The following is a 25,664-nucleotide window of genomic DNA, read 5'->3' on the forward strand; positions in this document are numbered from 1 at the left end:
GAGAATCTTCATGTTGCTTCCTCTTCAATGAATGCTGTGTTCAGTCGAGCTGGGCGCCAGACTGCTTGACCAGACGCTCCCAGACGGGAAATTCGCGTTTGTAGAATGTACCGAATTGTTCAGGGGTGTTGCCTACCGCCATGAAACCCATGGACGCTATGCGCTCCTTCACGTCGGGTAGCGCGCAGACTGCGCGCACCTCGGCCGAAATCTTTTGCACGATGTCCACCGGGGTTTTGGCCGGTGCTGCCATGCCCACCCAGCCCGAGGTGCGGTACACCTCGTCCTTGAGTCCCTGTTCCGGGAGTGTGGGCACGTTGGGCAGCACGGTCATGCGCTGCTCTCCTGTGACGCCGATGGCCTTGAGCTTACCCGTTTCAATGTGGGGTTTGGCGCCCAGGGCACTGGCAAAAGCCAATTGAATCTGCCCGCCAATCAAATCCTGCAGCATCGGGGCCTCACCCTTGTAGGCCACATGCGACATGTCGGCGTCCTGGGTCTGGCTCATGTAGGCCCCGGCCAGGTGGGCCTGAGACCCCACCCCCCAGGAACCGTAGGACAGCTTGCCCTTGTTCTTGGCCATGTAGGCCATCAGCTCGGCACCGTTGCCCACCGGCAGGCCCGCATTGACCACCAGCACCGTGGGCGCATTGGCGATCAGGGACACCAGGGCCAGGTCCCGCTGGGCGTTGTAGGGCATCTTGGTGTACAGGAACTGATTGATCAGCAGCGAGGTGCTCAGCGACAGCACCAGGGTGTAGCCATCCGGCGCCGCCTTGGCCACCGCATCGGTGCCCAGGATGCCCGCGGCACCGCCGCGGTTGTCGATCAGCACAGGTTGGCCCAGGCGTTGCGACAGCTTCTCACCAATCACGCGGGCCACCGTGTCGGTGGCCCCGCCGGCGTTGAAGGGAACAATGATCTTGACCGGCTTGGTCGGCCAGGGTTCGGCGGCGCGCACGGGCATGGCCCCGGCCAACAGCCATCCGGCGGCGCCGGCCTGCGCCAGCCAGTGGCGGCGGGTGGTGTGGTTCACGTCTTTCATGGTGTCTCCTTTTTTGAATTCTTGCGGCGAAGGCTTCAGGCGGCGTGCCAGCGCACTTTGACGGGCAGGCGCTCCAGCGAGGCGGCCAGGGCCAGGGCCCAGGCCTCCGGGGCCGCGCCATCCGCAGAGGCCACCCGCCAGCCATCGGCCGAGGGCTCGATGCGCAGCGCGGGCGCCTGGGCCAGGCCGGCCTCGGTCGCGCATTGGCGCGCCAGGTCCTCGATCACGCTGCGGGTCGCCAGCGCCCGCAGGTCGGGCTTGAAGATCTTGCCCACATTGGTCATGGGCATGTGCTCCAGCACCGTGATGTGGCGGGGCCGGGCCGGGGCTTCGTCCACGCGGCCTGCGGCAAAGGCCAGCAGCTCCTGCTCGGTGACGCTCTGGCCGGGCACCAGCGTGACGTACACCACCGGCAATTCGCCGGCATAGGCATCGGGGGCCCCCACGGCGGCACTGAGCTGCACGGCTGGGTGGGCTGCGACCGCATCCTCGATCACCTTGGGATCGATGTTGTGGCCGCCGCGGATGATCAGGTCTTTGGAGCGCCCCGAGATGTGCAGACGCCCCAGCTCGTCCACAAAACCGACATCGCCGGTGGCCAGCCAGCCATCGGGGGTGAAGGCCTTGGCGGTGTCGGACGGGTCCAGAAAGCCCGAGAACAGGTTGGGCGACTTGAACAGGATCATGCCCGCTTGCCCGACCGGCATCTCTTCGTCGCTGGCATTGCCCTGGGCATCCAGGCGCACGATGCGCATCTGAACAAAGGGCAGCGCGAAGCCGACACAGCCGGCAGGCCCCACCACCCCGGGCGGGGTGATGGTGGAAATGCCCGCCATTTCGGTCATGCCCAGCGACTCATGGATCTGGATGCCGAACAGCTGCACGAATCGCGCGGCCAGCTCGGGCGGCAGGGGTGCCGCCCCGGTGCGACCGTAGCGCAGCGAGGAGATGTCGGCCCCCGCGAGCGGCACGTTGGCCAAGGCGGCCAGCACGGTCGGCACGGCCGACAGCACAGTGGTGCGGTAGGCCTCGACCAGCTTCCAGTAGTTCTGGATCACCGCCTTGTTGCGCATCAGGGTGGTGGTGGGAATGATGGTTTCAGCGCCGGCCGAGCAGGCGGTGAGCGCACCGGCCAACACGCCGGCGACATGGAACAGCGGGTAGCCGTTGATCGTCACGTCGGAGGGCCCCATGCCCTGGACCTGGATGCTGGCCCAGGCCGAGAACACCTGGGCGCCATGGCTGTGACGGGCGAGCTTGGGGGCACCGGTGGTGCCCCCGGTGTGAAAGTAGGCGGCGATGTCGCCAGGCTCGATCTCGCGTCCGCTCACCAGGCGGTCCTCGGGCTGCGCCTCGATGCAGCGCCGGAAGCACTGCACACCGGCCGGCAGATCAGGGGTCTGCGATTCGTCATGCGGTGGCACCCGCAGCACGGTCTGCAGGCCAGGCAATCGGGCCAGCAGGTGCTGGGCCTTGGTCCAGTAGCCCGAGTCGCCATCGACCCCATAGGCGATCAGCACGCGGGCCTGGGAGGCCTGCAGCAGAGAGACCAGCTTGTCGTCGCTGAGCAGCGGGTTCAGGGGCTGGACGATGCCTGCCGCACCACCGCCCCACAGGGCCAGGTGGTACTCCAGGCAACCGGGCAGCAGCACGGCCACCGCATCGGCGGGCTGCAGGCCCAGGCTGTGCAGGGCGTTGGCTGTCTGGTGGATGCCGGCCAGCAATTGGCGGTAGCTCCAGCGGATCGGGGGCTGGCTGGGGTCCGCTGGGTCAGCGGTGCGCAGAAAGGTCAGGGCGGTCTTGTCGCCAAAGGCCGCCGCCGAGTTGCAGAAAATCTCGTAGGTGCTGCGCACGGGCAGCGCCTCGGCCAGCGGACGGGCCTGCTCGATGCGCAGGATGTCGGCCCGGCTTTGGACCGGATGGGCTTGGGAGAAAGGCGGATGGATCAGGGGCATGGGAACGGGCGAAAAGAGGGTGACAGGGGGAGCAGCAAGACCGCACCCGGCAAGTTACGGCCGGACGCGTCAACCGTCAGTCGTCTGCGAGACCCCGTTCACAACGGGGTGCTGCCAGGCTCATTCGAGGGCGATGCCTTTGTCCCGAATCACCTTGCCCCATTTGGTGTCGTCCTGCTGGACCCGCTGCGCCATCTGGTCCGGAGCCTGGAAGCGGGCAAACGTGCCAGCCTGCAGCAGCTTGTCCTGGGTTTCCTTCTCGGCCAGGATGGCCTTGACCTCGTCGGCCAGGCGGTTCACCACCTCTTTGGGGGTGCCGCCCGGGGCCATCAGCCCACCCCAGGACACCGCGTCAAAGCCGCTGATGCCCTGCTCGGCCACGGTCTTCACATCGGGCAGCATGCTCACACGCTGAGGCGACCCCACCGCGATGGCGCGCAGCTTGCCCGATCGGATGTGCGGCAAGGCCGCCACCAAGTCGGCATACATCATCGGCACCTGGCCGCCCAGCAAGTCGGTGATGGCCGGCACGCCGCCCTTGTAAGGCACGTGCTGCATGTCGAAACCGCCAAGCTGCTTGAGCAGTTCCATGCTCAGGTGGCCGAAGCTGCCGGCGCCCGAGCTGGTGTAGTTGATCTGACCCGGTTGGGCCTTGGCCTTGGCGATCAGTTGCGCCAAGGTGCTCACATCGGGCAGCACCGTGGGGTTGACCACCATCACAATGGGCAGGTCGTACACGGTGGCCACGGGGCTGAAATCCTTCACGATGTCGTAGCCGGCCTTCTTGTAGAGGTGCGGCGCCAGCAGCGTGGGGGTGGCCAGCATCATCAGGGTGTAGCCGTCCGCGGGGCTCTTGGCCACGGCCGCAGCGGCAATCGAGCCCGACGCGCCGGCGCGGTTCTCGACCACCACAGGCTGCTTCAGGCGCTCGGCCAGGCGCTGACCGACGATGCGCGAAGCGGTGTCGGTGGGCCCGCCGGGGGGGAAGGGCACGATCAGCTTGATCGGGCGGCTCGGAAAGCTTTGCGCCAGGGCCACAGCCCCCAGGGTATGGGCGGCCAGCAGCCCGCTCAACAGGCCCAGTGCCCAACGACGGCCCAGGGTCAGGCCCGCGCCCGAAGCGCCAGCAGAAATTTTGCTCATCAAACAGTCTCCGTCGACAGGCTGGGGCCCCATGGGCCCCGCCCGCCTTTGTTGCAATCAGAAATGGACCGGCGCAGGGCTCAAAGCACGCCGCGGGCCTTGAGATCGGCCACGCGGGCTGCATCCAGCCCCAGCAGCTCGCTCAGCACGTCCTGCGTGCCCTCGCCCAGCACGGGCGGGGGGCGACGCACCGGCAGGCGTTCACCATCCAGCCGGTACGGGGGCGCCAGCACCGCCATGCTGCCCACCACGGGGTGGGGCTGCTCGGTCACCAGGCCGCCACGCACCGCGCGCTCGGAGGTCAGGGCCTCGTGCAGGCCCAGCACCTCGCCGCAGGGAATGCCCACCGCAGCCAGGCGCTCCAGCAGCAGCTTGCGCGGACGGGCCTTCAGCTCGGCCAGGAGCTGGGGTACCAACTCGTCGCGGTTGGAACCACGGCCCAGGTTGGTCTTGAAGCGCTCGTCGCTGGCGATGTCGGGGCGGTCAATCACGTCGCGGGCAAAGCGCTCAAACTGCGCGTTGTTGCCGACGGCGATCACCAGCGGGCCGTCGGCTGCGTCGAACACACCATAGGGCACGATCGAGGGATGGGCATTGCCAAAGCGCGGCGGGTCTTTCTGCTGCAGCAGGGCCTCCAGCCCGTAGTAGGCGGTGATCATCAGGCCGCTGTCGAACAAGGCCATCTCGATGTGCCGGCCCTGCCCCGTGCGCTGGCGCTCGAACAGGGCCGCCAGCACGGCCTGGGCCGAGTACATGCCCGTGAACATGTCAACCACGGCCACGCCGAACTTCAGCGGCGGCTGGGTGGCCTCGCCGTTCAGGGCCATCAGGCCGGCCTCGCCCTGCACCAGCAGGTCGTAGCCGGGGCGGGCCGCCTCGGGGCCGGTGCGGTCATAGCCTGATACCGAGCAGTAGATGAGATCGGGCTTGAGGGCCTTGAGCTGCTCATAGCCCAGGCCCATGGTCTCAACATCGCCGTACTTGAAGTTCTGGATCACCACATCGCATTGCAAGGCCAGATCGCGCACGATCTGCTGGCCTTCGGGGGTCTTGAGGTCGACCGTGACCGAGCGCTTGTTGCGGTTCACGCTGTTGAAATAGGCTGTCTCGGTCTCGCCAATGCGCAGGCCCCAGTCGCGGGTGTCATCGCCCCGCTTGGGGTGCTCGACCTTGATCACCTCGGCGCCGAAATCACCCAGCACCATGCCGCACCAGGGGCCGGCCAGCACGCGGGAAAGATCGAGCACACGGACGCCGGCCAGCGGCAGTCCAGAGGGGGAAGCGGTCATGGGTCTTGTCTCCGTCAAATCGTTGAGGTCAGCCGGGCTGGCGCAGTTTCACGAAGTCGGGTTTGCGCTTGTCGAGAAAGGCACCGATGCCCTCCAGCGATTCTGCGCCACCCTGGGCCCGCACCATGTGCTGGGCCTCCAAATCGAGCTGCTGCTCCAGCGTGGCCTGGGGGGCGGAGCGGCAAAGTGCCTTGATCGCGGCATTGGCCTGCAGGGGGCCGTCTGCCACCTGACGGGCCAGGTGCACGGCCTGGGCCAGCGCATCACCCGCGTCGGTCAGGCGGTTGACCGCACCCAGGGCGTGCAGGCGCTCACCCGTGATGCGCTCGCCGGTCAGGCACAGCTCGGTGAGCACCTGGCGCGACACGAACTCGGCCAGGAAGGCGGTGGCGCCGCCATCCGGCGTGAGACCCACCTTGACATAGGCCACCGAGTAGATGGCGTCGCGCGCGCTGACCAGCAGATCGCAGGCCAGGGCGATGGACAGGCCCGCGCCGGCGGCTGCGCCTTCGACCGCGGCGACCACGGGCTTGGGGCAGTCGCGCAGGGTGCGGATCAGGTCATGCAGCCCCTCCAGGCGCTGCCGGCGCTCGGCCTCGGGCAACTCGCGGCGCTTGATCAGTTGGCGCAGATCGCCGCCCGAGCAGAACATGCCGCCAGCGCCCGTCAGCACCACGGCGCCCACCGAATCATCGGCGGCCGCCTGCTGGAGCGCCGCGGTGAGGGCGGCATAGAACTCGGGCGACAGCGCGTTGCGCACCGCCGGGTTGTTGTGCGTGAGCACCAGCACAGCGCCCTCGCGCTGCTGCAGCAGGATGGGACCGGTGGCGGCGCTCATGCCACGCTCCGGCCCAGCGCGATGTAGCGCTGCAGGTGGTGGTCCTCGTCGCCCAATTGATGGTCGATCATGACCAGGCGCTTGGCATAGTGGGCCAGAGGCAGTTCCCAGGTCATGCCGATGCCGCCGTGCATTTGCACAGCCTCTTCGGCCACCCGGGCACCAATGCGCCCGATGCTGAACTTGGCCGCCGACAGCGCGCGCTCGCGCGTCACGTGATCGGCCTCCATGGCTGCGGCAGCGTTGATCACGGCCGAGCGGGCCTGCTCGATCTCCAGCAGCACATCGGCCATGCGGTGTTGCAGCGCCTGAAAGCTGCCGATCGGCACGCCGAACTGCTTGCGCGTCTGCAGGTACTCCAGCGTGTACTGCTTGGCCACGTCCATGGCCCCCACGGCCTCGGCGCACAAGGCCAGCAGGCCCCAGCCGATGGCCAGCTCGAGCGTGGCAAAGCCCTGCCCTGCGGCACCCAGCAAGGCGTCGGCGCCCACTTGCACCCCTTGCAAGGTCAGCTCGGCGGCCCGCCCGCCATCAATGCGGCCATAGCCGCGCAGCTGCACGCCAGCCGCGTCGGCCGGCACCAGGAACAGCGAGATACCGTCTTCGGACTCGATATCGCCCGACACCCGGGCGCTGATCAGCAGCAACTGCGCCGCCTGAGCCTGCAGCACGACCGCCTTGGCGCCGTCCAGCTGCCAACCGGTGGCCGTGGCCGTGGCACGCGTGGCGACGCGCGACAGTTCATAGTGGTTGCCCGGCTCATCATGGGCCAGCGCCGCCACGGTGCTGCCATCGATCAGGCCGGCCAGCGCCGCCTGCTGGGCCGGGCTACCGGCCGCAGCCAGGGCGCGGCCCACGATCAGGGTGCCCAGAAAGGGTTCGACCACCAGGCCGCGGCCCAGGCTCTCGAACACCACACTGACATCAAAGCCGGCGCCGCCAAAGCCGCCCACGGATTCGGGGAACAAGGCGCCCAGGGCGCCGATCTCGGCCAGTTGCTGCCAGACGGAGGTGCTCAGGCCCTGCTCGCTGGCCGCCACCTGATTGCGCACCTCGAAGGGGTACTGCTCGGTGATGAAGCGGTTCAGGGTGTCCGCCAGCATGCGGCGGTCTTCGGTGTGTTCAAAGTTCATCGCGGTGTCCCTCGCTTCACAGGCCCAGGATCATCTTGGAGATGATGTTCTTCTGGATCTCGTTGGAGCCGCCGAAGATCGACAGCTTGCGGTTGTTGAAGTAGATGGCGGCGGCCTGGGCCGCCTCGGCCGGGCCCACGGGCTCGTCGGCATAGCCTTCGTACATGGCCTCTTCGATGAAGGGCAAGGCGTAGGGGCCCATGGCCCGGCGGGTGAGCGAGGTCAGCTCCTGGCGGATCTCGGTGCCACGGATCTTCAACATCGAGCTCTCGGCCCCTGGCACACCGCCACCAGCCACGGCAGCGATCACGCGCAGGTTGGTGGTCTTCATGTTCTCGAGATCGATCTCGACCTTGGCCAGGCGGGTGGCAAAGGACGGGTCTTCGATCAGCGGACGACCCTGGCGCTGTACCTTGGCCGCAATGCGCTTGAGGCGCTCGAGTGCCGCCACACTGAAGCCCACGCCGGCGATGTTGGTGCGCTCGTAGGTCAGCAGGTACTTGGCGTAGGTCCAACCCTTGTTCTCCTCGCCCACCAGGTTGGCGACCGGCACCTTGACGTCGGTGAAGAAGACTTCATTGACCTCGTGCTCGCCGTCCAGCGTGATGATGGGGCGCACCTCCACACCGGGGCTGTTCATGTCGACCAGCAGGAAGCTGATGCCCGACTGCTGCTTGGCGTCGCGGTCGGTGCGCACCAGGCAGAAGATCATGTTGGCGTGGTGGCCGAGCGTGGTCCAGGTCTTCTGGCCGTTGACGATGTAGTGATCGCCCGTTTCGTCCTTGGCTCGCACCGCCGTGGTCTTGACCGAGGCCAGATCCGACCCCGAGCCGGGCTCCGAATAGCCCTGGCACCACCAATCGTCACCGTTCAGGATGCGCGGCAGCCAGTACTGCTTCTGGGCCTCGCTGCCGTACTTGATCAGCACCGGGCCCAGCATGTTGACGCCGAAGGGCACGATGCGCGGCGCACCGCCCACGGCACATTCGTGCTCGAAGATGAACTTCTGAACGGCGCTCCAGCCTGGGCCGCCATACTGCGTGGGCCAGTGATTGGCCAGCCAGCCACGCTCATTGAGCAGGGTGTGCCACTCCACCGAGTCAGCCCGGGTCAGGCGCAGGCCGGCCTTGACCTTGTCGCGCAGGCGCGCCGGCAGCTTGTCGTTCAGAAAGCCCTGCACCTCGGCACGGAAGGCTTCTTCTTCAGGGGTGAAATTCAGGTCCATGGGGGCTCCGGGATCAGAAGATTTCGAACAGGCCGGCGGCACCCATGCCACCGGCGATGCACATGGTGACCACGGCCCACTTGGCCTTGCGGCGGCGACCTTCCAGCAGCACGTGGCCGGTCAGGCGGGCACCGGTCATGCCGAAGGGGTGGCCGATGGAAATGGCGCCACCGTTGACGTTGAGTCGCTCGTCCGGGATGCCGAGCTTCTGCTGGCAGTAGATGGATTGCGAGGCAAAGGCTTCGTTGAGCTCCCACAGGTCGATGTCTTCGACCTTGAGGCCATGGCGGGCCAGCAGCTTGGGCACGGCAAACACGGGGCCGATGCCCATCTCGTCGGGCTCACAGCCGGCAATGGCCAGGCCTCGGAAAGCCCCCAGGGGCTGCAGGCCCAGGCGCTCGGCCTCGGCGGCTTCCATCAGCACGCAGGCCGAAGCGCCATCGGACAGCTGCGAGGCGTTGCCCGCGGTGACGAACTTGTCGGGGCCATTGACCGGCGCCAGCTTGGCCAGGGCCTCGTAGGTGGTGCCGCGGCGGTTGCAGTTGTCAGCAGTGGCGGTCACCTCTTGCTTCGTGACTTCCTTGGTCTCTTTGTTGACCACGGCCATGGTGGTGGTGCAAGGCACGATCTCTTCGGCGTAGCGGCCGGCCAGTTGGGCCTCTTCGGTCTTGCGCTGGCTTTCGGCCGAGAAGCGGTCCTGCGCCTCGCGGCTGATGCCGTAGCGCTGGGCCACGATGTCGGCGGTCTCGATCATCGACAGGTAGAGCTCGGGCTTGTGCTCGACGATCCAGGGGTCGAGTGTGAGCTGGGCATCGTCGCGGCTCTTGATGCCCGAGATGCTTTCCACGCCACCCGCGATCATCGCCGGCACGCCTTCGGTCACGATGCGACCCGCCGCCATGGCGATGGCTTGCAGGCCCGAAGCACAGAAACGGTTGACGGTGGTGCCGCCGATGGACAAGGGCAGACCCGCGCGTATGACGGCCTGCCGGCCGATGTTGCGACCGGTGATGCCCTCGGGGTAGCCGCAGCCCAGGATGGCGTCTTCGATCAGGGCTGGGTCGATGCCCGAGCGCTCCACGGCGGCCTTGACGGCGAAGGCGGCCAGCGTGGGGCCGGGGGTGATGTTGAACTCGCCGCGGTGCGACTTGGTGAGCGGGGTGCGGGCGGTGGAAACAATGACGGCTTGGCGCATGGTGTGTCTCTTTGGAAAAGGTTTATTCGGACTTGTTGAGCGAGTCGAAGTTGGCGCCCTTGGCGACCAGTTCCACCAGCAGGGGCGAGGGTTTCCAGAACAGCGGGTCTTCCTTGGCGAACGATTCGATGTCCGCCAGGATCTGCGGCAGGCCCACCATGTCGGCGTACTTCATGGGGCCGCCGCGGAAGCGCGGAAAGCCGTAGCCGTAGACAAAGGTCACGTCCACATCGAGCGGGCGCAGCGCGATGCCCTGATGCACCACGTTGGCCCCTTCGTTGACCATGGCGGCCATGTAGCGGCGCATGATTTCTTCGTTATTGAAGGCGCGCGGCGTGATGCCGGCGCGCGCGCGCTCGGCGTCCACAATGGCCAGCACCTCGGGGTCGGGGCTGCCCACGCGGGCCCCATTGGGGTACAGGTAGTAGCCCCGCGCAGTCTTCTGGCCGAACCAGCCACGCTCGCAGATGCGGTCGGCAATCTGCACGTAGCGGGCCTTCGGGTCGCGGGTGGCGGCGCGGCGTTTGCGCGTGGCCCAGCCGATGTCGCCACCGGCCAGATCAGACACCTGGAACGGACCCATCGGGTAGCCGAAATCGCGCACGGCCTGGTCGATCTGGTAGGGCGAGGCCCCGTCTTCCATCATGTGATCGGCCGCCGTGCGGTACACCGCCAGGATGCGGTTGCCGATGAAGCCGTCGCACACGCCGGCGCGCACCGGCACCTTCTTGAGTTTTTGCGCCAGCGCGAAGGCGGTGGACACCACATCGGCACTGACCCGGGCCGGCACCACGATCTCAAGCAGCTTCATGATGTTGGCCGGCGAGAAGAAGTGCAGGCCCACCACGTCCTGCGGGCGGCTGACGCTGCCCGCGATCTCGTCGATGTCGAGGTAGGAGGTGTTGGTGGCCAGCACGGCGCCAGGTTTGCAGACACGATCCAACTCGGCAAACACGGCCTTCTTGACACCCATCTCCTCGAACACGGCCTCGATCACCAGGTCGACCTGGGCCAGCGCGTCGTAGGTGGTGCTGCCTGTGAAGCGCGCCATCACCGCGGCCTTGGCGTCAGGGCTCATGCGGCCCTTGGCGATCAGGCCGTCGTACACCTTCTCGACATTGGCACGGCCACGCGCAATCGATTCGGCATCGCGTTCGACCATGGTGACCGGCAGGCCGGCATCGAGCACCGACACCGCAATGCCCGCACCCATGGTGCCGCCTCCCACCACCCCGATGGTGTTGAAGGGGCGCGGCTGGGCGGCCTTGGCCTCGGGCACTTTGACCACTTCGCGCTCGGCGAAAAAGGCATGGATCAAGCCCGCACGTTGCGGGCTGTCAATGCACTGCAGGAACAGCTCGCGCTCGCGCTTCATGCCTTCGTCAAAGGGCAGGTCGAGGGCGCCCTGCACGGCTTCGATGATCTTGAGGGGGGAGAACAGGCCCTTGCTCTTTTTGGCGGTGTCGGCTTTCAAGGCGTCGAGCTGGGCCTGGGCGGTGGCCTTGTCGGCCAGGGCCGGTGCGTCGCAGCTGCGGCGCACGGGAGCCTGGCGGGCCAGCAGTTCGCTGGCGTAGGCCATGCCTTCGGCCAGGGCATCGGCCGCCGTGCCCACACGGTCGACCAGGCCCAGCTTGACGGCCTCATCGGCGCCGATGTGGCGCCCGCTGAGCATCAGCTCGACCGAGGCCTGGACACCGGCCAGGCGCGGCGCACGCTGGGTGCCCCCCGAACCGGGGATCAGGCCCAGCTGAACCTCGGGCAGGCCGAGCTTGCTGCCGGGCATGGCCACGCGGTAGTGCGCGGACAGGGCGATTTCGAGCCCGCCCCCCAGGGCCGGGCCGTGGATGGCGGCCACCACCGGCTTGCTGCACAGCTCGATGGTGCGGCACACCTCGGGCAGCGAAGGCGCCTGCGGCGGCTTGCCGAACTCGCGGATGTCGGCGCCGGCGATGAAGGCACGGCCCGCCCCCACGATCAGCACGGCCTGCACGGCGGGATCGGCTTCGGCGGCCTCGATGGCGGCCTTGAGGCCGGCACGCACCGCCACGCCCAGGGCGTTGACGGGGGGGTTGTCCACAGTGGCCACCAGCACAGCGCCGCTGCGGGTGGTCTTGACGGCTTCGGTCATGGTTTTTGTCTCCGGAGGCAATGAATGGCAAGCAGACGGCTGGCAGAACTCAAGCAGTTGAATTCGCCACAGCCAGCGATTGTTGTGGCGACAGTCATTCTTGACAATCCCATGAACCATTGACAGACTGTCAAACCATTTTTGACAACCACTCATCCGATGCACAGCCTGGACCTTGGCTCCCTCACCCTGCTGGTCGAGATCATTGACTCAGGCAACCTCAGCCAGGCGGCGCGCAAGCTCAAGATGAGCCGCGCCAATGTGAGCTACCACCTGAGTCAGCTGGAAAAATCGGTGGGGGTGCAACTGGTTCGGCGCACCACGCGCCGGGTGGAGCCCACCGAAGTGGGCATGCGGCTGTACGAGCATGGTCGCAGCATCGTCAACGAATTGCTGGCCGCTCGCGAAACCATCAACACCCTGGGTCAGGGTCTGCAGGGCCGCGTGGGCCTGAGCGTGCCCAGCGGCTACGGGCAGATGGTGATGTCGCCCTGGCTGATCGAATTCAAGCGCCTGTACCCCGGCATCGTGCTGGACGTGATGTTTGAGAACCGGGTGGACGACCTGGTGCGCGACGGCGTGGACATCGCCATCCGCGTCATGCCCGAGCCCCCCCCTCAGTTGGTGGCCCGCGACCTGGGCCCGGTGCGCTACCTGGCCTGCGCTTCCCGCAGTTGGCTGCAGGCACACGACCGGCCGCTTTCGCTGGAGCAGTTGCGAACCGCCCCATTGATCACCTCAGGGGTGGTCGGCCGGCAATTGCGCCTGCGGGCCTATCTGGAGGGGGTACGCGAAGAGGTCACGCTGGAGCCAACGCTGATTTCCGAGCATTTTCCATTCCTGCGCGACGCCATCCTGGCCGGGCTGGGGGTGGGCCTGGTGCCCGATTACGTGGTGCAGGACGCGGTGGACAGTGGCGAGGTGCAGACCCTGTTCGACGAATACCGACTGAGCATCTTCGGCACCGGCATGTACCTGCTGTACATGCCCAACCGGCACCAGACGCGGGCAGTGCGCACCTGCATCGATTTCATCCTGGGCAAGGCCATGCCGGGCCACAGCCCGCAAGAAGCGGTGGGCGGGCTCTGAAGCTCAGGCACCGACCAGGTGGCGCACGGCGTGCATCAGTTCAGTCGGAGAGAAGGGCTTGGTCAGGTAGCCGCGGGCCCCGGCATCACGGGCCTGGTCCACATCCACCTTTTTGTCGAGGGCCGACAGCATCAGCACCGGGATGCCGGTGAGCTCCGGGTCCATGGTCACGGCCTGGCAGACCTCGTGCCCTGACATGCCGGGCATCATCACGTCGCAGATGATCATGTCGGGGCGACGCAGGTGGGCCATCTCCAGACCCTCGGCTCCATGGCTGGCTTCGACCACGTCGAAATCCTCGAACTCGAGCGTCATGCGCAGCAGGCGTCGGATGTCTTCGTTGTCATCAATGATCAGCACCACTTTGCTGAGGCTCATGCTCGGGCTTCCGGTTGAATGTCTGGGACCGAACTGAATCGGGCTGCGGGATTTTAAGGCCGCTTGGCCGCCAGCTCCCGCGCGCGACCCGCAATACAGGGCAAGTCCCGAGGCAGGGCTGCCACCCTCCTCACAGCCAGATAACTGGGCTATTCTGCAGGTCGAGAGGTGCCAATGGGGTGCCTGCCCCCGAAAAACACACCGAATGATCGACCCCAGCCGAACGGCCCTTGTGCTCAGCGGAGGTGGCGCGCGTGCTGCCTACCAGGTGGGCGTGCTCAAGACCCTGGCCGCCCTGCGCCGCGAGGCCGTGGGCGAGGCGGACAGCCGGGTCAACCCCTTCGGCATCATCGTCGGCACCTCGGCCGGTGCCATCAACAGCGCCGCCCTGGCCTGCCACGCCGACGACTTCAACGGTGCCGTGGCCCGCATCACCGAGGTGTGGGAGCACTTTCATGCCGAAGACGTGTACCGCGCCGACATGCTCGGCGTGGCCCGCAACGGGGCCCAATGGCTGACCATGCTGTCGATCGGCTGGGCACTGGCGCGCTGGCGGCGCTTTCGGCCGCGCTCGCTGCTCGACAACAGCCCTCTGGTCGGCCTGCTGCAGCGCGTGGTGCCCATGAACCGCCTGCCCGCCATGCTGGCCCGCCGCCATGTGCAGGCCCTGGCCGTGACCGCGTCCAGCTACAGCACGGGCGAGCACGTCACGTTCTATAACTCGACCCAACCCATTGAGCCCTGGGTGCGCTCGCAGCGCCTGGCCGTGCCCACGGCGCTGTCGCACGAACACCTGCTGGCCTCGGCGGCGATTCCGTTCGTGTTTCCGGCCCAGCGCCTGTTCAGCGAAGGCCGCTCGGCCTGGTATGGCGATGGCACCATGCGCCAGACCGCACCGCTGTCACCGGCCATCCACCTGGGGGCGCAGCGCATGCTGGTCATCGGCGCCGGCCGCATGCACGAACCCGCAGCTCAGCGCCTGCCCGACCGGCGCTACCCCAGCCTGGCCCAGATCGCCGGGCACGCCATGTCGAGCATCTTCCTGGACGCCATGGCGGTGGACATCGAGCGCCTGGCGCGCATCAACCGCACCCTGTCGCTGCTGCCGGCGCAGGCCCTGGAGAGCACGCCGCTGCGCCCGGTGGAATGCCTGGTGATCGCGCCCAGCCAGCGCCTGGACGACATCGCCGCCCGCCACCTGGACGCCCTGCCGGGGCCGGTGCGCACCTTGCTGCATGGAGCGGGGGTCAGCAAGGCCGGCCCGCAGGCCCAGGGCTCGGCCCTGGCCAGCTACCTGCTGTTCGAGGCGCCCTACACCCACGCCCTGATGGCACTGGGCGAGGCCGACACGCTGGCGCGGCGCGAGGAGGTGGCCCGGTTTTTCGGCTGGCCCCAAGCGCGGCTGGCCCAGCCGATTGTCTGAGCGCACAGCCTGAATGGGCCGCGTGAGAGATCAGGCCTCTTCTTCGGGGGGGGCGTCCCACAACGCGATCTGGGCGCGCAGGCCGGCCGACACGGGGTGCGCCCGATCCACCGCCTTGACGCGGCGCTCGAAATCCGAACCCGCAGCAATGCAGCTGCGTGGCACCTTCTTGCCCGGAAAGCTGTCGGGGTAGACGCCATCGGCCAGCGGGCGCACGCGCAGTCGCAGCCCGCGCTTGACCATGAGCTCGCGGGCGTACAGCTCGGCCAGCTGATCCAGCGTGACCCAGCCCGAACGCACCTTGTCTTCACCCGAGCCGCGCAGGCTCAGCATCACCTCGAACAGGCCGGCATGTTCACCGTCCGGCTCGGCAAAGGGGTGCACCGTGAAAGTGGCCGGCTCGGTGACCTTGCGGCCCTTGTAGACGTGTTCGATGGCAATGTCGGTGAGGATCATGGCTTCTGCTCCTGCTCGGTGTCGTCGGCGTCATCTTCGCCATCATCGCCGTGCTCGTCCAGCCCAGCCGCCAAACCTTCTGCCAAGGCCGCTTCGTGCTTGGACACCCAGCCCTCAGGGCGGGGCGGGCGCTGTGCCGCGCGGGCCAGCACCTCGACATAGGCCTGGGCAGCACCGCCCTTGGCGATGGCATCGACCTGGGCGATCAGGCCCGACAGCAACACCCCTTCGGCGCTGTCCTTGTCGGCGCCGATGCGGCAGTCGAAATCCCAGAAATCGGCCCCCTCGGGCAGGTCGCGGCGACGCTCGCGCTTGAGGTATTTGCGGATGTCGTGCTTGACCGATTCGAGCACCCGGTCGGGGTGGCGGCCTTCAGCCTGGAAACTGTATGTTTTTCTCACAAGAGCCCTTCAGATGCCAGCGCCTGCCCCCTGTGGGTAGCGCTGGCCAAGGGCGCGATTATGCGACCTGCGGGTTCTCAGAGGATTGCAGGGCCCCCAAAAGCAGCGGCAGCACCGCTGGCATGCTGCGCTCGTTCCACACCAGATGCACCTCCGACCGGATGTCCGAGGGCGGCAGCAGGTGATAGGCCACCCCGGCCACACCGCTGCCGGCCAGCGCCTGGGGTACCAGGGCCCAGCCCATGCCCTTGCCGACCAAGGCCACCACGCTGAGCCAATGCCGAACCTCGTGGCGCACGCGCGGCTGCAGGCCCAGTTGCCCCGACAAGGTGAGCACGCGCTCGTAGTAGTCAGGCGACGCCCCGCGCGAGAACAGCACCAGCGGCTCGCTGGCCAGGGCGGCCAGATCCAGGCCCTGAGGGCCACCGGCCGGGTGGGCCTCAGGCAGGCAGGCCACAAAGGGCTCGGACATGTACAGCGAGCGGCTCAGGTCAGGTGGCACGCGGGCCGTGTGCACAAAGCCCAGATCGATGCTGCCACGGGACATGGCCTCCAGTTGCTGGGCTGAGTTCAGCTCGATCAGCTCGGTCTGGACCTGGGGATGCTCGGCCTGGAAGGCGTGCAGCCGCTCGGGCAGACCGCGAAACAGCATCGAGCCGACAAAGCCGATGCGCACCCGGGCTGTGACCCCCTGGGCCACGTCGCGCGCCCGCTGTGCGGCGGTCTCGGTCTCGGCCAGCACCCGGGCGGCCGACTGCCGGAACACTTCACCGGCCGGGGTCAGCTTGACGCCGTGGCTGTTGCGCTCAAGCAGTTGAACCCCCAGGCTCTGCTCCAACTGCTTGATGTTGAAGCTCAAAGGGGGTTGGGCGATGTGCAGACGCCGGGCCGCACGGCCAAAGTGCAGTTCATCGGCCAGCACCAGGAAGTAGCGCAGGTGGCGCATTTCGATGGCCATATAAATTTTAGATCGGATCAGTGAAATTCAATATTAGACACAATAGTCCGGGGTTTGAACAATGCCGCATCCCCTGCCCTGGAGCCCGCCCCATGAACGCCCGCCTGCCCCAAGCCGTGACCCCGATGAGCACGGCCTCTCAAGCCCCCCACGCCGCGCCCGGCGAGCACCCGGTGCCAGACCGCGCCGGCACCAACGCCTACCTCGAAGACACCGAACTGCAGCAGTTGCTGCCCCTGTACCTGCCCCCGGATCTGGTGGCCCACCTGCAGCCGCATCTGGAGCGCCTGGGCGCCCTGGCTGGTGGCCGGCTCGACGAGTTGGCCCACAGCGCCGACCAGAACCCACCCACCCTGCAACTGCGCACCCGCACCGGGGTGGATCACGAACGCATCCTCAAGCACCCCGACTACATCGAGATGGAGCGGCTGGCCTTCAGCGAATTCGGCCTGGCCGCCATGTCTCACCGCGCGGGCGTTCTGGGCTGGCCTCAGCCCATGCCGGCGGCGGCCAAATACGCCTTGAGCTACCTGTTCGTGCAAGCCGAGTTCGGCCTTTGCTGCCCACTGTCGATGACCGACTCGCTGACCCGCACCCTGCGCAAGTACGGTGACCCTGCCCTGGTGCAGCGCTACCTGGACCGCCTGGTGACGCAAGACCTCGACGCCCTGACCCAGGGCGCCATGTTCATGACCGAGCAAGGCGCGGGCTCGGACGTGGCGGCCACCAGCACCGAAGCGCGCCCCGACCCCGAAGACCCGCAAGCCTGGCGGCTGCACGGTGACAAGTGGTTTTGCTCCAACCCGGACGCGGGCCTGGCCATGGTGCTGGCACGCCACCAGGGCGGCCCGGCCGGCATGAAGGGCGTGTCTCTGTTCCTGCTGCCGCGCGAGCTGCCGGACGGCAGCGCCAATGCCTACCGCATCATCCGCCTCAAGGACAAGTTGGGCACCCGATCGATGGCGAGTGGCGAGATCCGCCTGGAGGGCGCCAAGGCCTGGCTGGTGGGCGAGTTGGGCCGCGGCTTTGCACAGATGGCCGACATGGTGAACAACTCGCGCCTGTCCAACGGCATGCGGGCCGCCGGTCTGATGCGCCGCGCCGTGGCCGAGGCCCTGCACATCGCGCGCCACCGCCAGGCCTTTGGTCGCCACCTGATCGACATGCCGCTGATGCAGCGCCAGCTGGCCAAGATCCTGCTGCCCGCCGAAGAGGCCCGCAGCATGGTGTTCCAGACCGCCGACGCGCTGCGCCGCGCCGACGCAGGCGAACCCGGCGCCTACGCCCTGACCCGGCTGCTGACCCCGTTGATCAAGTTCCGCGCCTGCCGCGATGCACGCCGTGTCGCGGGTGATGCCATGGAGGTGCGCGGCGGCTGCGGCTACATCGAAGAATGGGGCGACCCCCGCATCGTGCGCGACGCCCACCTGGGCTCGATCTGGGAGGGCACCAGCAACATCGTGGCCTTGGATGTGATGCGCGCCATCCGCCGCGAGGGCTCGCTGCCGGTGTGGCAGGCCCATGTGCGGCAACTGGTGGCCGACAGCCAATGGCACCCCGCGGCCCAGGCCAAGCTGCTGGGCCTGGTGGACCAGGCCAGCGCCCTGGCCCTGGCCGCCACCGAGCGCGAGCACGAAGCCCTGACCCGTCAGGCCGCCTCGGCGCTTTACCACCTGACAGCCGCCGCCGCCATGGGCTGGGAGGCCAGCCGCAGCGGCTCGGCCCGCCGCATGCTGATGGCCCAACTGGTGCTGCAGCACCGCTTGCTGCCGCACAACCCGCTGCAAGGCCCGACAGCCACCACGGCCGACCTTGACCTCAGCCCCTTGTTCGAGGCTACGCCCGCAACCGGCGGCGTGGCCCGAGTCAACCTGTGGCCTGACACCTGAGCCCCCTTCAAAAACAACAGGAGACAAGCCCCATGACCCGACACCTCAATCGCCGCCAAGGCCTGCACCGCCTGAGCCTGCTGGCCAGTGCCCCCCTGCTGCTGAGCGGCCTGCCCGCCCACGCCCAGGGCACCAACCCGTCCACCAACCAGCCTGTCACCCTGGTGGTGCCCTTCTCGCCCGGCGGCCCCACCGATGCCATGGCCCGCACCCTGGCCAACGCGCTCAAACCCCTGCTGGGCCAAAGCGTGCTGGTGGACAACCGGCCCGGCGCAGGCGGCAACATCGGCGCCGAGGTGGTGGCCCGCGCCGCGCCCAATGGCAACACCCTGCTGTTCGGTACATCGGGCCCGCTGGCCATCAATGTGAGCCTGTACAGCAAGATGGGCTACGACCCGGTGAAGAGCTTCGCGCCCGTGATCCGCATTGGCCACCTGCCCAATGTGCTGGTGGTGCACCCCGGCCTGCCGGCCAGGAACGTCAGCGAACTGATCGCCCACGCCAAGGCCAACCCGGGCAAGCTGAGCTATGCCTCGTCGGGCAATGGCGCCAGCTCGCACCTGGCGGGGGTGCTGTTCAACATGCGTGCCGGCACCGACATCCAGCACGTGCCCTACAAGGGCACCGGCCCGGCACTGAACGATCTGCTGGGGGGCCAGGTCTCGATGGCCTTCACCGATGTGCTGACTGCTCTGCCCCACATCAAGGCCGGCAAGCTGCGCATCCTCGGCGTCACCTCGGCCACCCGCTCCAAAAGCCTGCCCGAGGTGCCCACGCTGCAGGAACAGGGCCTGAACCCGTTCGACGTCAGCGTGTTCTTCGGCATCGTGGTGCCGGCCGGCACCCCGCCCGACACCATCAAGCGCCTGAACACAGCCCTGGTGCAGGCGCTGAACCAGGCCGAGGTGCGCCAGACCCTGGAGGCCCAGGGCCTGGAGATCGCCACCCAGACCAGCCCCGAGCAATTGGGCCAGTTCATCCGCAGCGAGGTGGCGCTGTGGCGTGAGGTGGTGAAAGCCTCAGGGGCGCAGCTCGATTGAGTGCCCCGCCTGGCCATTGATTTCAGGGAGACAACACCATGACCTCACCCCCCTTTCACACCTCTCACACCTCTCACACCTCTCACACCTCTCACACCTCACACACCTCAAGAGGCACCCCCAACCGCCGCCAGTGGCTGGGCCTGACCCTGGCCGCCGCCACGGCCGGCCCGGCCCTCGCGCAAACCGCCGCCTTCCCGACCAAGCCCGTCACTCTGCTGGTGCCCTACGGCGCCGGCGGCCCCACCGACCAGCACCTGCGCGCGCTGGCCGAAGTGGCAGGCCAGCACCTGGGCCAGCCGGTGGTGCTGGACAACCGCCCCGGCGCCAACGGCACCAATGCCGCCGCGGCCCTGGTGCGCGCCGCAGCCGACGGCTACACGCTGGCCATCCTGCCGGCCTCGGTGTACCGCGAGCCCTTCATCAACAAGGTGCCCTACGACCCGGCCACCACCTTCAGCTACCTGTTGCTGCTGTCCGACTACACCTTTGGCTTGGCCGTGCCCGCTGGCGCGCCCTGGAAAACCTGGGCCGACTTCGTGGCTGACGCGAAACGCCGACCTGGCAAGATCAATGTGGGCGCAGCCGGCGCCATTGGCACGCCGCGCATCGTGATGGACGAGATCGCGGCCGCCGCCGGCATCGAGCTCAACATGGTGCCCTACAAGGGCGATGCCGACATCACCGCAGCCCTGCTGGGTGGCCACCTGGATGCGGCCCCGCTGTCGGGCGTGGCCATGCCGCACATCGAGTCCGGCAAACTGCGCTACCTGGTCATGCTGACCGAAAAGCCCCTGGCCACCGAGGCCAGGACGCCCACCCTGGTCGACAGTGGCATCCCTCTTTGGATCGACTCCCCCTATGGTCTGGCCGCCCCACGCGGCCTGCCCCCCGAGCGGGCCCAGCGGCTGCATGACGCCTTCAAGAAAGCGCTCGACTCCGCCCCCAGCCAGAAGGTGATGGCGCAACTCAACCAGCGGGCCAACTACCTGGGCCCCATCGAGTACCGGGCCTACGCCATCCAGACCCTGGCCCGCGAGAAGACCCGGGTGGCCCGGCTGCGCGAACGCGGGCAACTGGACTGAACGCGCATGCCAGGCCCCACGCCCCCCCAAGCGCCAGCCACCTTCGAGGACGGCACCCTGTTCGGCCACCCGATTGCCCTGGCCCGCCTGTTCGGGCTGCGCGGCGAACAGATCGGTGACGACCGGGCCCGGGTGCGGTTGCCGCACCGGCCCGATTTCAGCAACAGCCGCGGCGACGTGCATGGCGGAGCCCTCAGTGCCCTGTTTGATTCGGTGCTGGCCTGCGCCGTGCGCGCCCACGAACCGCTGCGCTGGGGCGTGGTCACGATCGACCTGAGCGTGCACTACCTGGCCAGTGGCCGTGGCGACGTGGTGGCCGAAGCCCGCTGCGACCGGCGGGGCCGCAGCCTGTGCTTTGCCCGTGGCGAAGCCTATGACGACAGCGGCCGCCTGCTGGCCACCGCCACCGGCACCTTCAAGCTGGTCGAGCGCCAGCCCGACCCGACCCCCCCCCCATCCACCCCCGACAGGCCTTGCCCATGAACACCCCCAATCCTTCAGCCCATCCGGCCCCTGGCGCGCTGGCCGGCGTGCGCGTCATCGACGTCTCACGTGTGCTGGGCGGCCCTTACTGCGGCCAGATCCTGGCCGACCATGGGGCCGACGTGCTCAAGATCGAGCCGCCCCAGGGTGACGAGACCCGCGCCTGGGGCCCGCCCTTCGAAAACGGCGTGGCGTCGTACTACATGGGCCTGAACCGCAACAAGCGCGGCATGCGCCTGGACCTGAGTCTGCCCGAAGGGCGGGACCAGTTGCTGACACTGCTGGCCGATGCCGATGTGCTGCTGGAAAACTTCAAGACCGGCACGCTCGAGAAATGGGGCTTGGGCCACGAAGTGCTGGCCCAGCGCTTTCCGCGTCTGGTCCATGCCCGTGTCAGCGGCTTTGGCGCCGACGGCCCCCTGGGCGGCCTGCCCGGCTACGACGCGGCCATCCAGGCCATGAGCGGCCTGATGAGCGTGAACGGGGAGGTGGGCGCCGAGCCCCTGCGCGTGGGGCTGCCCGTGGTCGACATGGTGACCGGGCTGAACGCGGTGATCGGCATCCTGCTGGCCCTGCAAGAGCGCCAGCGCAGCGGCCAAGGCCAGTTCGTGGAGGCCGCCCTCTACGACTGTGGCCTGTCGCTGCTGCACCCGCACGCGGCCAACTGGTTCGGCGATGGGCGTGTGCCCACGCGCACGGGCAACGCCCACCCCAACATCTACCCCTACGACGCCTTTCCTACCGCCAGCACACCGGTGTTCCTGGCCGTGGGCAACGACAGGCAGTTTCAGCAGCTGTGCCAGGTGCTGGGCCAGCCGGAGCTGGGGCAAGACCCGCGATACGCCACCGCGGGCCAGCGCTCGGTGCACCGCGCCGAACTGCGCGCGGCCTTGCTGCCCCTGCTGGCCCAGCACGCTGGCGAGGGCCTGGTCGAGCGCTTGATGGCGCAAGGCGTGCCCAGCGCGCCGATTCTCGATGTGCCCCAGGCCCTGAGCCACCCTCACACGGCCCACCGGGGCATGACGGTGAACCTGCCCGGCGGCTACCGTGGCCTGGGCTCCCCCATCAAGCTGAGCCGCACGCCAGCCACCTACCGGATGCCACCGCCCGCCGAGATCTGAGCGCTTGCGCCGGGCGCTGCCAAGCGATGAGGCCCACCACCCAGCGGCCAAAGCCCCGTCAAATGTTCCAAAAAGCAAGATTGAGGAGTGAATTTGTAACCAAAACGGCCATCCGCCGCATTTGTTCACTTCTGGAACATTGGACTGACTATGGTGACTCCAGGGCGCTGATTTCCAGCCCCGTCGAACGAAGCAAGGAAGACACCCATGACCACCACCCGTCGCATGTTCCATACCCTGGCCCTCACCGGCGCGGCCTTGCTGGCCACCGGATTCAGCGCCCCCGCCGCGCTGGCCGCAGACGGCAGCGCGCTGAGCCAGCAGGCCCAGATCAGCCTGCAACAGCTGTACAAGACCCGCCCCGGCTCGGAAGCGCTGGCCAAGAGCGCCAAGGCCATTCTGGTGTTCCCCAAGATCATCAAGGCCGGCCTGATTTTTGGCGGCGCCTATGGCGAAGGCGTTCTGTACGAGAACGGTCTGCCCAAGGGCTTCTACAACTCGGTCACCGGCTCATTCGGCTGGCAGGCCGGCGCCCAGTCGTATGGCTATGTGGTGTTTCTGATGAACGACAAGGCCGTCAAATACCTGCACCAGTCCCAAGGCTGGGAGTTCGGTGTCGGCCCCACCGTGGTGCTGGTGGATGAGGGCGTGGCGCGCAACCTGAGCACCACCACCCTGAAGAATGACGCCTACGCCTACGTGTTCGACCAGGAAGGCCTGATGGCCAGCCTGAGCCTGGAAGGCACCAAGATCTCGAAGATCAAGCCCTGAACTCAGACCCTGTGCCCGCGGCGCTCAACGCGCAGCGTACGCGTCGCGCAACTCGCGCTTGAGCACCTTGCCGATGGCGCTGCGGGGCAGTTCGTCGATCAGGTGCAGGGCCGCCAGCCGCTGGGTCTTGCCCACTCTTTCATTGAGCCACTGGCGCAGTGCCTCAGCGTCCGGATCGACACCGGGCTGCGACACCACAAAGGCCACCGGGGTCTCGCCCCATTCGACCGAGGGCATGCCCACCACGGCAGCCTCGGCCACGGCCGGGTGGCTGCGCAGCAAGGCCTCGAGGTCGCTGGGGTAGATGTTGAAGCCGCCGGAGATGATCATGTCCTTCTTGCGGTCGAACAGGCTCAGAAAGCCATCGGCATCGAAGCGGCCCACATCACCGGTGCGGATGAAGCGCTTGCCATCGGGTGCAAACCATTCGGCCTCGCGCGTCTTCTCGGGCTGACCGTGGTAGCCGGTCATCATGCCGGCCGAGTGGCCCACCACCTCACCGGCCTCGCCCGGAGGCACCTCTTGCCCGGCTTCGTCGATCAGGCGGATATCGTGCCCTTCGGCCGGTTGCCCCACAGTGTGCAATTTGTCGGGAGACACGTGCGCGTTGAGGATGCAGGTGCCACCGCCTTCGGTCATGCCGTAGAACTCGACCAGCCCACCGGGCCAGCGGGCCAGCACGTCGGCCTTGAGCTCGGCATGGAAGGGCGCGCTGGTGCAGAACTTCATGTGGGTCGAACCCAGGTCATGGGCATCGAAGTCGGGCCGTGCCATCAGGCGCTGGTACTGCACCGGCACCAGCATGGTGTGGCTCATGCGGTGCTGTTGCGCCAGGCGCAGGTAGGTGGCGGCGTCGAACTTGGGCATCAGGAACACGCTGCCACCAAAAGCCAGCGTCGGAAAGAACACCACCAAGGTGGTGTTCGAGTACAGCGGGGTCGACAGCAAGGTCAGCGATTCGGGTCCATAGCCGTAAACCGCACCCCGACTCACGTGGGCCGAACGCATGCCATGCGACTGGACGATGCCTTTGGGCGTGCCGGTGGTGCCCGAGGAATAGATGATGTTGAAGGGCCAGCCCGGTTCGATCTCGACCCGCGCCGGGGCGGTTTCGCTGCCAGCGAGCCAGTGGGCCAGGGGCATGCCCACGGCCGAGCCATCAAGTGCAATGCGCGCCACCCGCCCCTGACCGGCCTCGGCCACGGTGGCGGCGGCCGCTGCGTCGGTGAACAGCAGGCGGGCACCAGCGTCGTCCAGCATCCTGGCCAGGGCTTCAGGGGTGCTGCCGGGCGCCAGCGGGGCCACCACCACCCCGGCGCGCAAGGCCCCCAGGAACACCGTGGCATAGGCCATGGAGCTGCTGGCACACACGGCAATGGCCTGGCCAGGCTGCACGCCGTCGCGCTGCAAGGCCGTCGCCACCTGGTCCATCAGCCGGTCCAGCTCGCCGTAGCTCAGGGCCTGGGTGGCACCACCTTGCTCTTCGAGCAAGGCCCGCCGGCCTGGCTCGGCCAGCGCGTGGGCACGGATCATGTCGGGAATGGATTGAAAGCCTGCGGCAGCAGGCGAGGTGGCAGTGTTGGAGCTCATGGGTGTGTGGCGGCAAAGGAGGCGAAATGATAAGGAGCGCCCCCCCGATCGCCCCTGTCGCAACAGCGACTGAACCCGCCAAAGCGGGGGCTTAAAGACGGTGTGTGCACGGCTTTCTACTGAGATTGTTTCCGTTTTGGGAACTTTCATTTGCAAGAAAAGCTGTTTTATTGCAACAGACGATCACCTACAGTCACTCCATCGATGAGCCGCGAGCCAGAAACAACGCTTCATCGAGGCTGGACAAGCCAGGCCCCCGGCCCGACCTGCCCGGAACGTTTTTTCAGCATACGAAAGGAAACTCACCATGTCCCGCTCTTTGATGGCTTATGTCCTCGTCTCCGCCGCTGCCGCCGCAGCGTTCGCCGCCGCCCCGGCTTTTGCCGGCGGTGAAGCCGACTCCTACCAGGGCCCGACCCCGGTGGTGTCGCAACGCAGCCGCGCCGAAGTCCATGCCGAGGCCCTGGTGGCCGCCCAGCGCGCGGCTGATCCGGACACCCTGTCGCGCATCGCCGCCCCGGTCAAGTCAGCCCTGAGCCGCTCCGAAGTGCGCCAGGCGGCTGCCGCCGCCAACCGCGCCGGCCTGGTGCCCGACCTCAGCACCTATTGATCCCCGGCGAGTGGCCCGTGCGGGCCGCTCCAGCACGAACCTCCCATCCAAACTCATCCCGAAAGCCCACCATGAACCGCCAGATCCTCACCGCCGCCCTGATCGCCGCCGCCGCCTTCGCCAGCGCCCCCAGCTTTGCCGAAGGCCTGGCTGAATACCAGCAGACACCTGCCAGCGTTTCCCAGCGCAGCAGCGCCGAAATGCGCCTGGAAGGCATCGCGACCGCCCGCCAGGCTGCCGTGGCCGTGGACGCCAAGTCCAAGGTGCATCCGCAAGTCAAGTCGGCCCTGACCCGCACCGAGGTGCGCCAGGCCGCCATCGATGCCAACCGTGCCGGGCAACTGCCGCGCGGTGAACTGAGCTTCTGACGCTGAAACTGGTCGCGCAACGCCCAGACGCCAGAGCCAACTCAACACTCC

24 protein-coding genes are annotated in these 25,664 nt (G+C 67.6%); 10 read left to right on the forward strand and 14 right to left on the reverse strand.

The features are described 5' to 3' along the window. Positions 1–40: 40 nt before the first annotated feature. From AC07VS_RS22755 to AC07VS_RS22795, 9 genes are all read right to left on the reverse strand, one after another. Complete coding sequence (locus AC07VS_RS22755) at positions 41–1,045, reverse strand: Bug family tripartite tricarboxylate transporter substrate binding protein (RefSeq protein ID WP_494658609.1); 1,005 nt, start codon at positions 1,043–1,045, stop codon at positions 41–43. A 35-nt stretch (positions 1,046–1,080) separates the two neighbouring features. After that, a complete protein-coding gene (locus AC07VS_RS22760; protein WP_494658610.1) occupies positions 1,081–3,000 on the reverse strand; it encodes an acyl-CoA synthetase in 1,920 nt (639 codons plus the stop codon). 120 nt (positions 3,001–3,120) lie between these two features. Next, positions 3,121–4,143 (reverse strand): Bug family tripartite tricarboxylate transporter substrate binding protein, encoded by a 1,023-nt coding sequence (locus tag AC07VS_RS22765; protein ID WP_492346228.1) that lies wholly within the window; start codon positions 4,141–4,143, stop codon positions 3,121–3,123. A gap of 80 nt (positions 4,144–4,223) precedes the next feature. Continuing rightward, on the reverse strand, positions 4,224–5,432 hold the full coding sequence (locus AC07VS_RS22770) for a CaiB/BaiF CoA transferase family protein (protein WP_492346227.1): 1,209 nt from the start codon (positions 5,430–5,432) through the stop codon (positions 4,224–4,226). Positions 5,433–5,460: 28 nt separating this feature from the next. After that, positions 5,461–6,270: an oxepin-CoA hydrolase, alternative type gene (locus tag AC07VS_RS22775; protein ID WP_492346226.1), complete on the reverse strand. Its 810-nt coding sequence runs from the start codon at positions 6,268–6,270 to the stop codon at positions 5,461–5,463. After that, positions 6,267–7,403: an acyl-CoA dehydrogenase family protein gene (locus AC07VS_RS22780; RefSeq protein ID WP_494752107.1), complete on the reverse strand. Its 1,137-nt coding sequence runs from the start codon at positions 7,401–7,403 to the stop codon at positions 6,267–6,269. The genes AC07VS_RS22775 and AC07VS_RS22780 overlap by 4 nt, the downstream gene beginning before the upstream one ends. Positions 7,404–7,419: 16 nt before the next feature. After that, positions 7,420–8,628: an acyl-CoA dehydrogenase family protein gene (locus tag AC07VS_RS22785; protein WP_492346224.1), complete on the reverse strand. Its 1,209-nt coding sequence runs from the start codon at positions 8,626–8,628 to the stop codon at positions 7,420–7,422. A 13-nt stretch (positions 8,629–8,641) separates the two neighbouring features. Continuing rightward, positions 8,642–9,823 (reverse strand): acetyl-CoA C-acyltransferase, encoded by a 1,182-nt coding sequence (locus AC07VS_RS22790; RefSeq protein ID WP_492346223.1) that lies wholly within the window; start codon positions 9,821–9,823, stop codon positions 8,642–8,644. Between the two features lie 22 nt (positions 9,824–9,845). Continuing rightward, on the reverse strand, positions 9,846–11,951 hold the full coding sequence (locus tag AC07VS_RS22795) for a 3-hydroxyacyl-CoA dehydrogenase NAD-binding domain-containing protein (RefSeq protein ID WP_494752108.1): 2,106 nt from the start codon (positions 11,949–11,951) through the stop codon (positions 9,846–9,848). Between the two features lie 168 nt (positions 11,952–12,119). Here AC07VS_RS22795 and AC07VS_RS22800 point away from each other — a divergent pair, with 168 nt between their 5' ends. After that, positions 12,120–13,040: a LysR family transcriptional regulator gene (locus tag AC07VS_RS22800; protein WP_492346657.1), complete on the forward strand. Its 921-nt coding sequence runs from the start codon at positions 12,120–12,122 to the stop codon at positions 13,038–13,040. A 3-nt stretch (positions 13,041–13,043) separates the two neighbouring features. Here the strand turns inward: AC07VS_RS22800 and AC07VS_RS22805 are convergent, their stop codons facing one another. Beyond that, the gene (locus AC07VS_RS22805; RefSeq protein WP_492346221.1) at positions 13,044–13,418 is read right to left on the reverse strand and encodes a response regulator; all 375 of its coding nucleotides are present in this window, start codon (positions 13,416–13,418) and stop codon (positions 13,044–13,046) included. Positions 13,419–13,623: 205 nt separating this feature from the next. Between AC07VS_RS22805 and AC07VS_RS22810 the strand changes: the two genes are divergently transcribed. Then, positions 13,624–14,841, forward strand: coding sequence for a patatin-like phospholipase family protein (locus AC07VS_RS22810; protein WP_494658614.1), 1,218 nt, complete (start codon positions 13,624–13,626; stop codon positions 14,839–14,841). A gap of 30 nt (positions 14,842–14,871) precedes the next feature. Here AC07VS_RS22810 and AC07VS_RS22815 read toward each other — a convergent pair whose 3' ends face one another. From AC07VS_RS22815 to AC07VS_RS22825, 3 genes are read right to left on the reverse strand one after another with little or no spacing between them, the layout of a single operon-like run. After that, positions 14,872–15,297, reverse strand: a complete 426-nt coding sequence (locus tag AC07VS_RS22815; protein ID WP_492346219.1) for a hypothetical protein — start codon at positions 15,295–15,297, stop codon at positions 14,872–14,874. Then, the gene (locus tag AC07VS_RS22820) at positions 15,294–15,698 is read right to left on the reverse strand and encodes a DUF6172 family protein (RefSeq protein WP_494752109.1); all 405 of its coding nucleotides are present in this window, start codon (positions 15,696–15,698) and stop codon (positions 15,294–15,296) included. Before AC07VS_RS22820 ends, AC07VS_RS22815 begins: the two co-directional genes overlap by 4 nt. Before the next feature lie 58 nt (positions 15,699–15,756). Further along, the gene (locus AC07VS_RS22825) at positions 15,757–16,656 is read right to left on the reverse strand and encodes a LysR family transcriptional regulator (protein ID WP_492346217.1); all 900 of its coding nucleotides are present in this window, start codon (positions 16,654–16,656) and stop codon (positions 15,757–15,759) included. A gap of 125 nt (positions 16,657–16,781) precedes the next feature. On the opposite strand from AC07VS_RS22825, the gene AC07VS_RS22830 reads away from it, so the two are divergent. From AC07VS_RS22830 to AC07VS_RS22855, 6 genes are all read left to right on the forward strand, one after another. Next, positions 16,782–18,545 carry an acyl-CoA dehydrogenase family protein gene (locus tag AC07VS_RS22830; RefSeq protein ID WP_494752145.1) on the forward strand — a complete coding sequence of 588 codons (1,764 nt, stop codon included), beginning with the start codon at positions 16,782–16,784 and terminating at the stop codon, positions 18,543–18,545. Between the two features lie 32 nt (positions 18,546–18,577). Further along, positions 18,578–19,585: a Bug family tripartite tricarboxylate transporter substrate binding protein gene (locus AC07VS_RS22835; protein ID WP_494752110.1), complete on the forward strand. Its 1,008-nt coding sequence runs from the start codon at positions 18,578–18,580 to the stop codon at positions 19,583–19,585. A 38-nt stretch (positions 19,586–19,623) separates the two neighbouring features. Next, positions 19,624–20,670, forward strand: a complete 1,047-nt coding sequence (locus AC07VS_RS22840) for a tripartite tricarboxylate transporter substrate binding protein (RefSeq protein WP_494752111.1) — start codon at positions 19,624–19,626, stop codon at positions 20,668–20,670. A 6-nt stretch (positions 20,671–20,676) separates the two neighbouring features. Continuing rightward, positions 20,677–21,153 carry a PaaI family thioesterase gene (locus AC07VS_RS22845; protein ID WP_494752112.1) on the forward strand — a complete coding sequence of 159 codons (477 nt, stop codon included), beginning with the start codon at positions 20,677–20,679 and terminating at the stop codon, positions 21,151–21,153. Beyond that, positions 21,150–22,274: a CaiB/BaiF CoA transferase family protein gene (locus AC07VS_RS22850; RefSeq protein WP_494658619.1), complete on the forward strand. Its 1,125-nt coding sequence runs from the start codon at positions 21,150–21,152 to the stop codon at positions 22,272–22,274. Before AC07VS_RS22845 ends, AC07VS_RS22850 begins: the two co-directional genes overlap by 4 nt. A gap of 207 nt (positions 22,275–22,481) precedes the next feature. Beyond that, positions 22,482–23,045 carry a lipid-binding SYLF domain-containing protein gene (locus AC07VS_RS22855; RefSeq protein WP_494658620.1) on the forward strand — a complete coding sequence of 188 codons (564 nt, stop codon included), beginning with the start codon at positions 22,482–22,484 and terminating at the stop codon, positions 23,043–23,045. A 24-nt stretch (positions 23,046–23,069) separates the two neighbouring features. Here AC07VS_RS22855 and AC07VS_RS22860 read toward each other — a convergent pair whose 3' ends face one another. Beyond that, the gene (locus tag AC07VS_RS22860) at positions 23,070–24,635 is read right to left on the reverse strand and encodes a class I adenylate-forming enzyme family protein (RefSeq protein ID WP_494752113.1); all 1,566 of its coding nucleotides are present in this window, start codon (positions 24,633–24,635) and stop codon (positions 23,070–23,072) included. Between the two features lie 307 nt (positions 24,636–24,942). Between AC07VS_RS22860 and AC07VS_RS22865 the strand changes: the two genes are divergently transcribed. Continuing rightward, complete coding sequence (locus AC07VS_RS22865; protein ID WP_492346210.1) at positions 24,943–25,245, forward strand: hypothetical protein; 303 nt, start codon at positions 24,943–24,945, stop codon at positions 25,243–25,245. Positions 25,246–25,316: 71 nt separating this feature from the next. Beyond that, entirely contained in the window at positions 25,317–25,613 is a 297-nt protein-coding gene (locus AC07VS_RS22870) for a hypothetical protein (RefSeq protein ID WP_492346209.1), read from the forward strand. Positions 25,614–25,664 lie beyond the last annotated feature (51 nt).

The sequence above is a fragment of the Curvibacter sp. GW821-FHT01G03 genome, assembly GCF_059422285.1.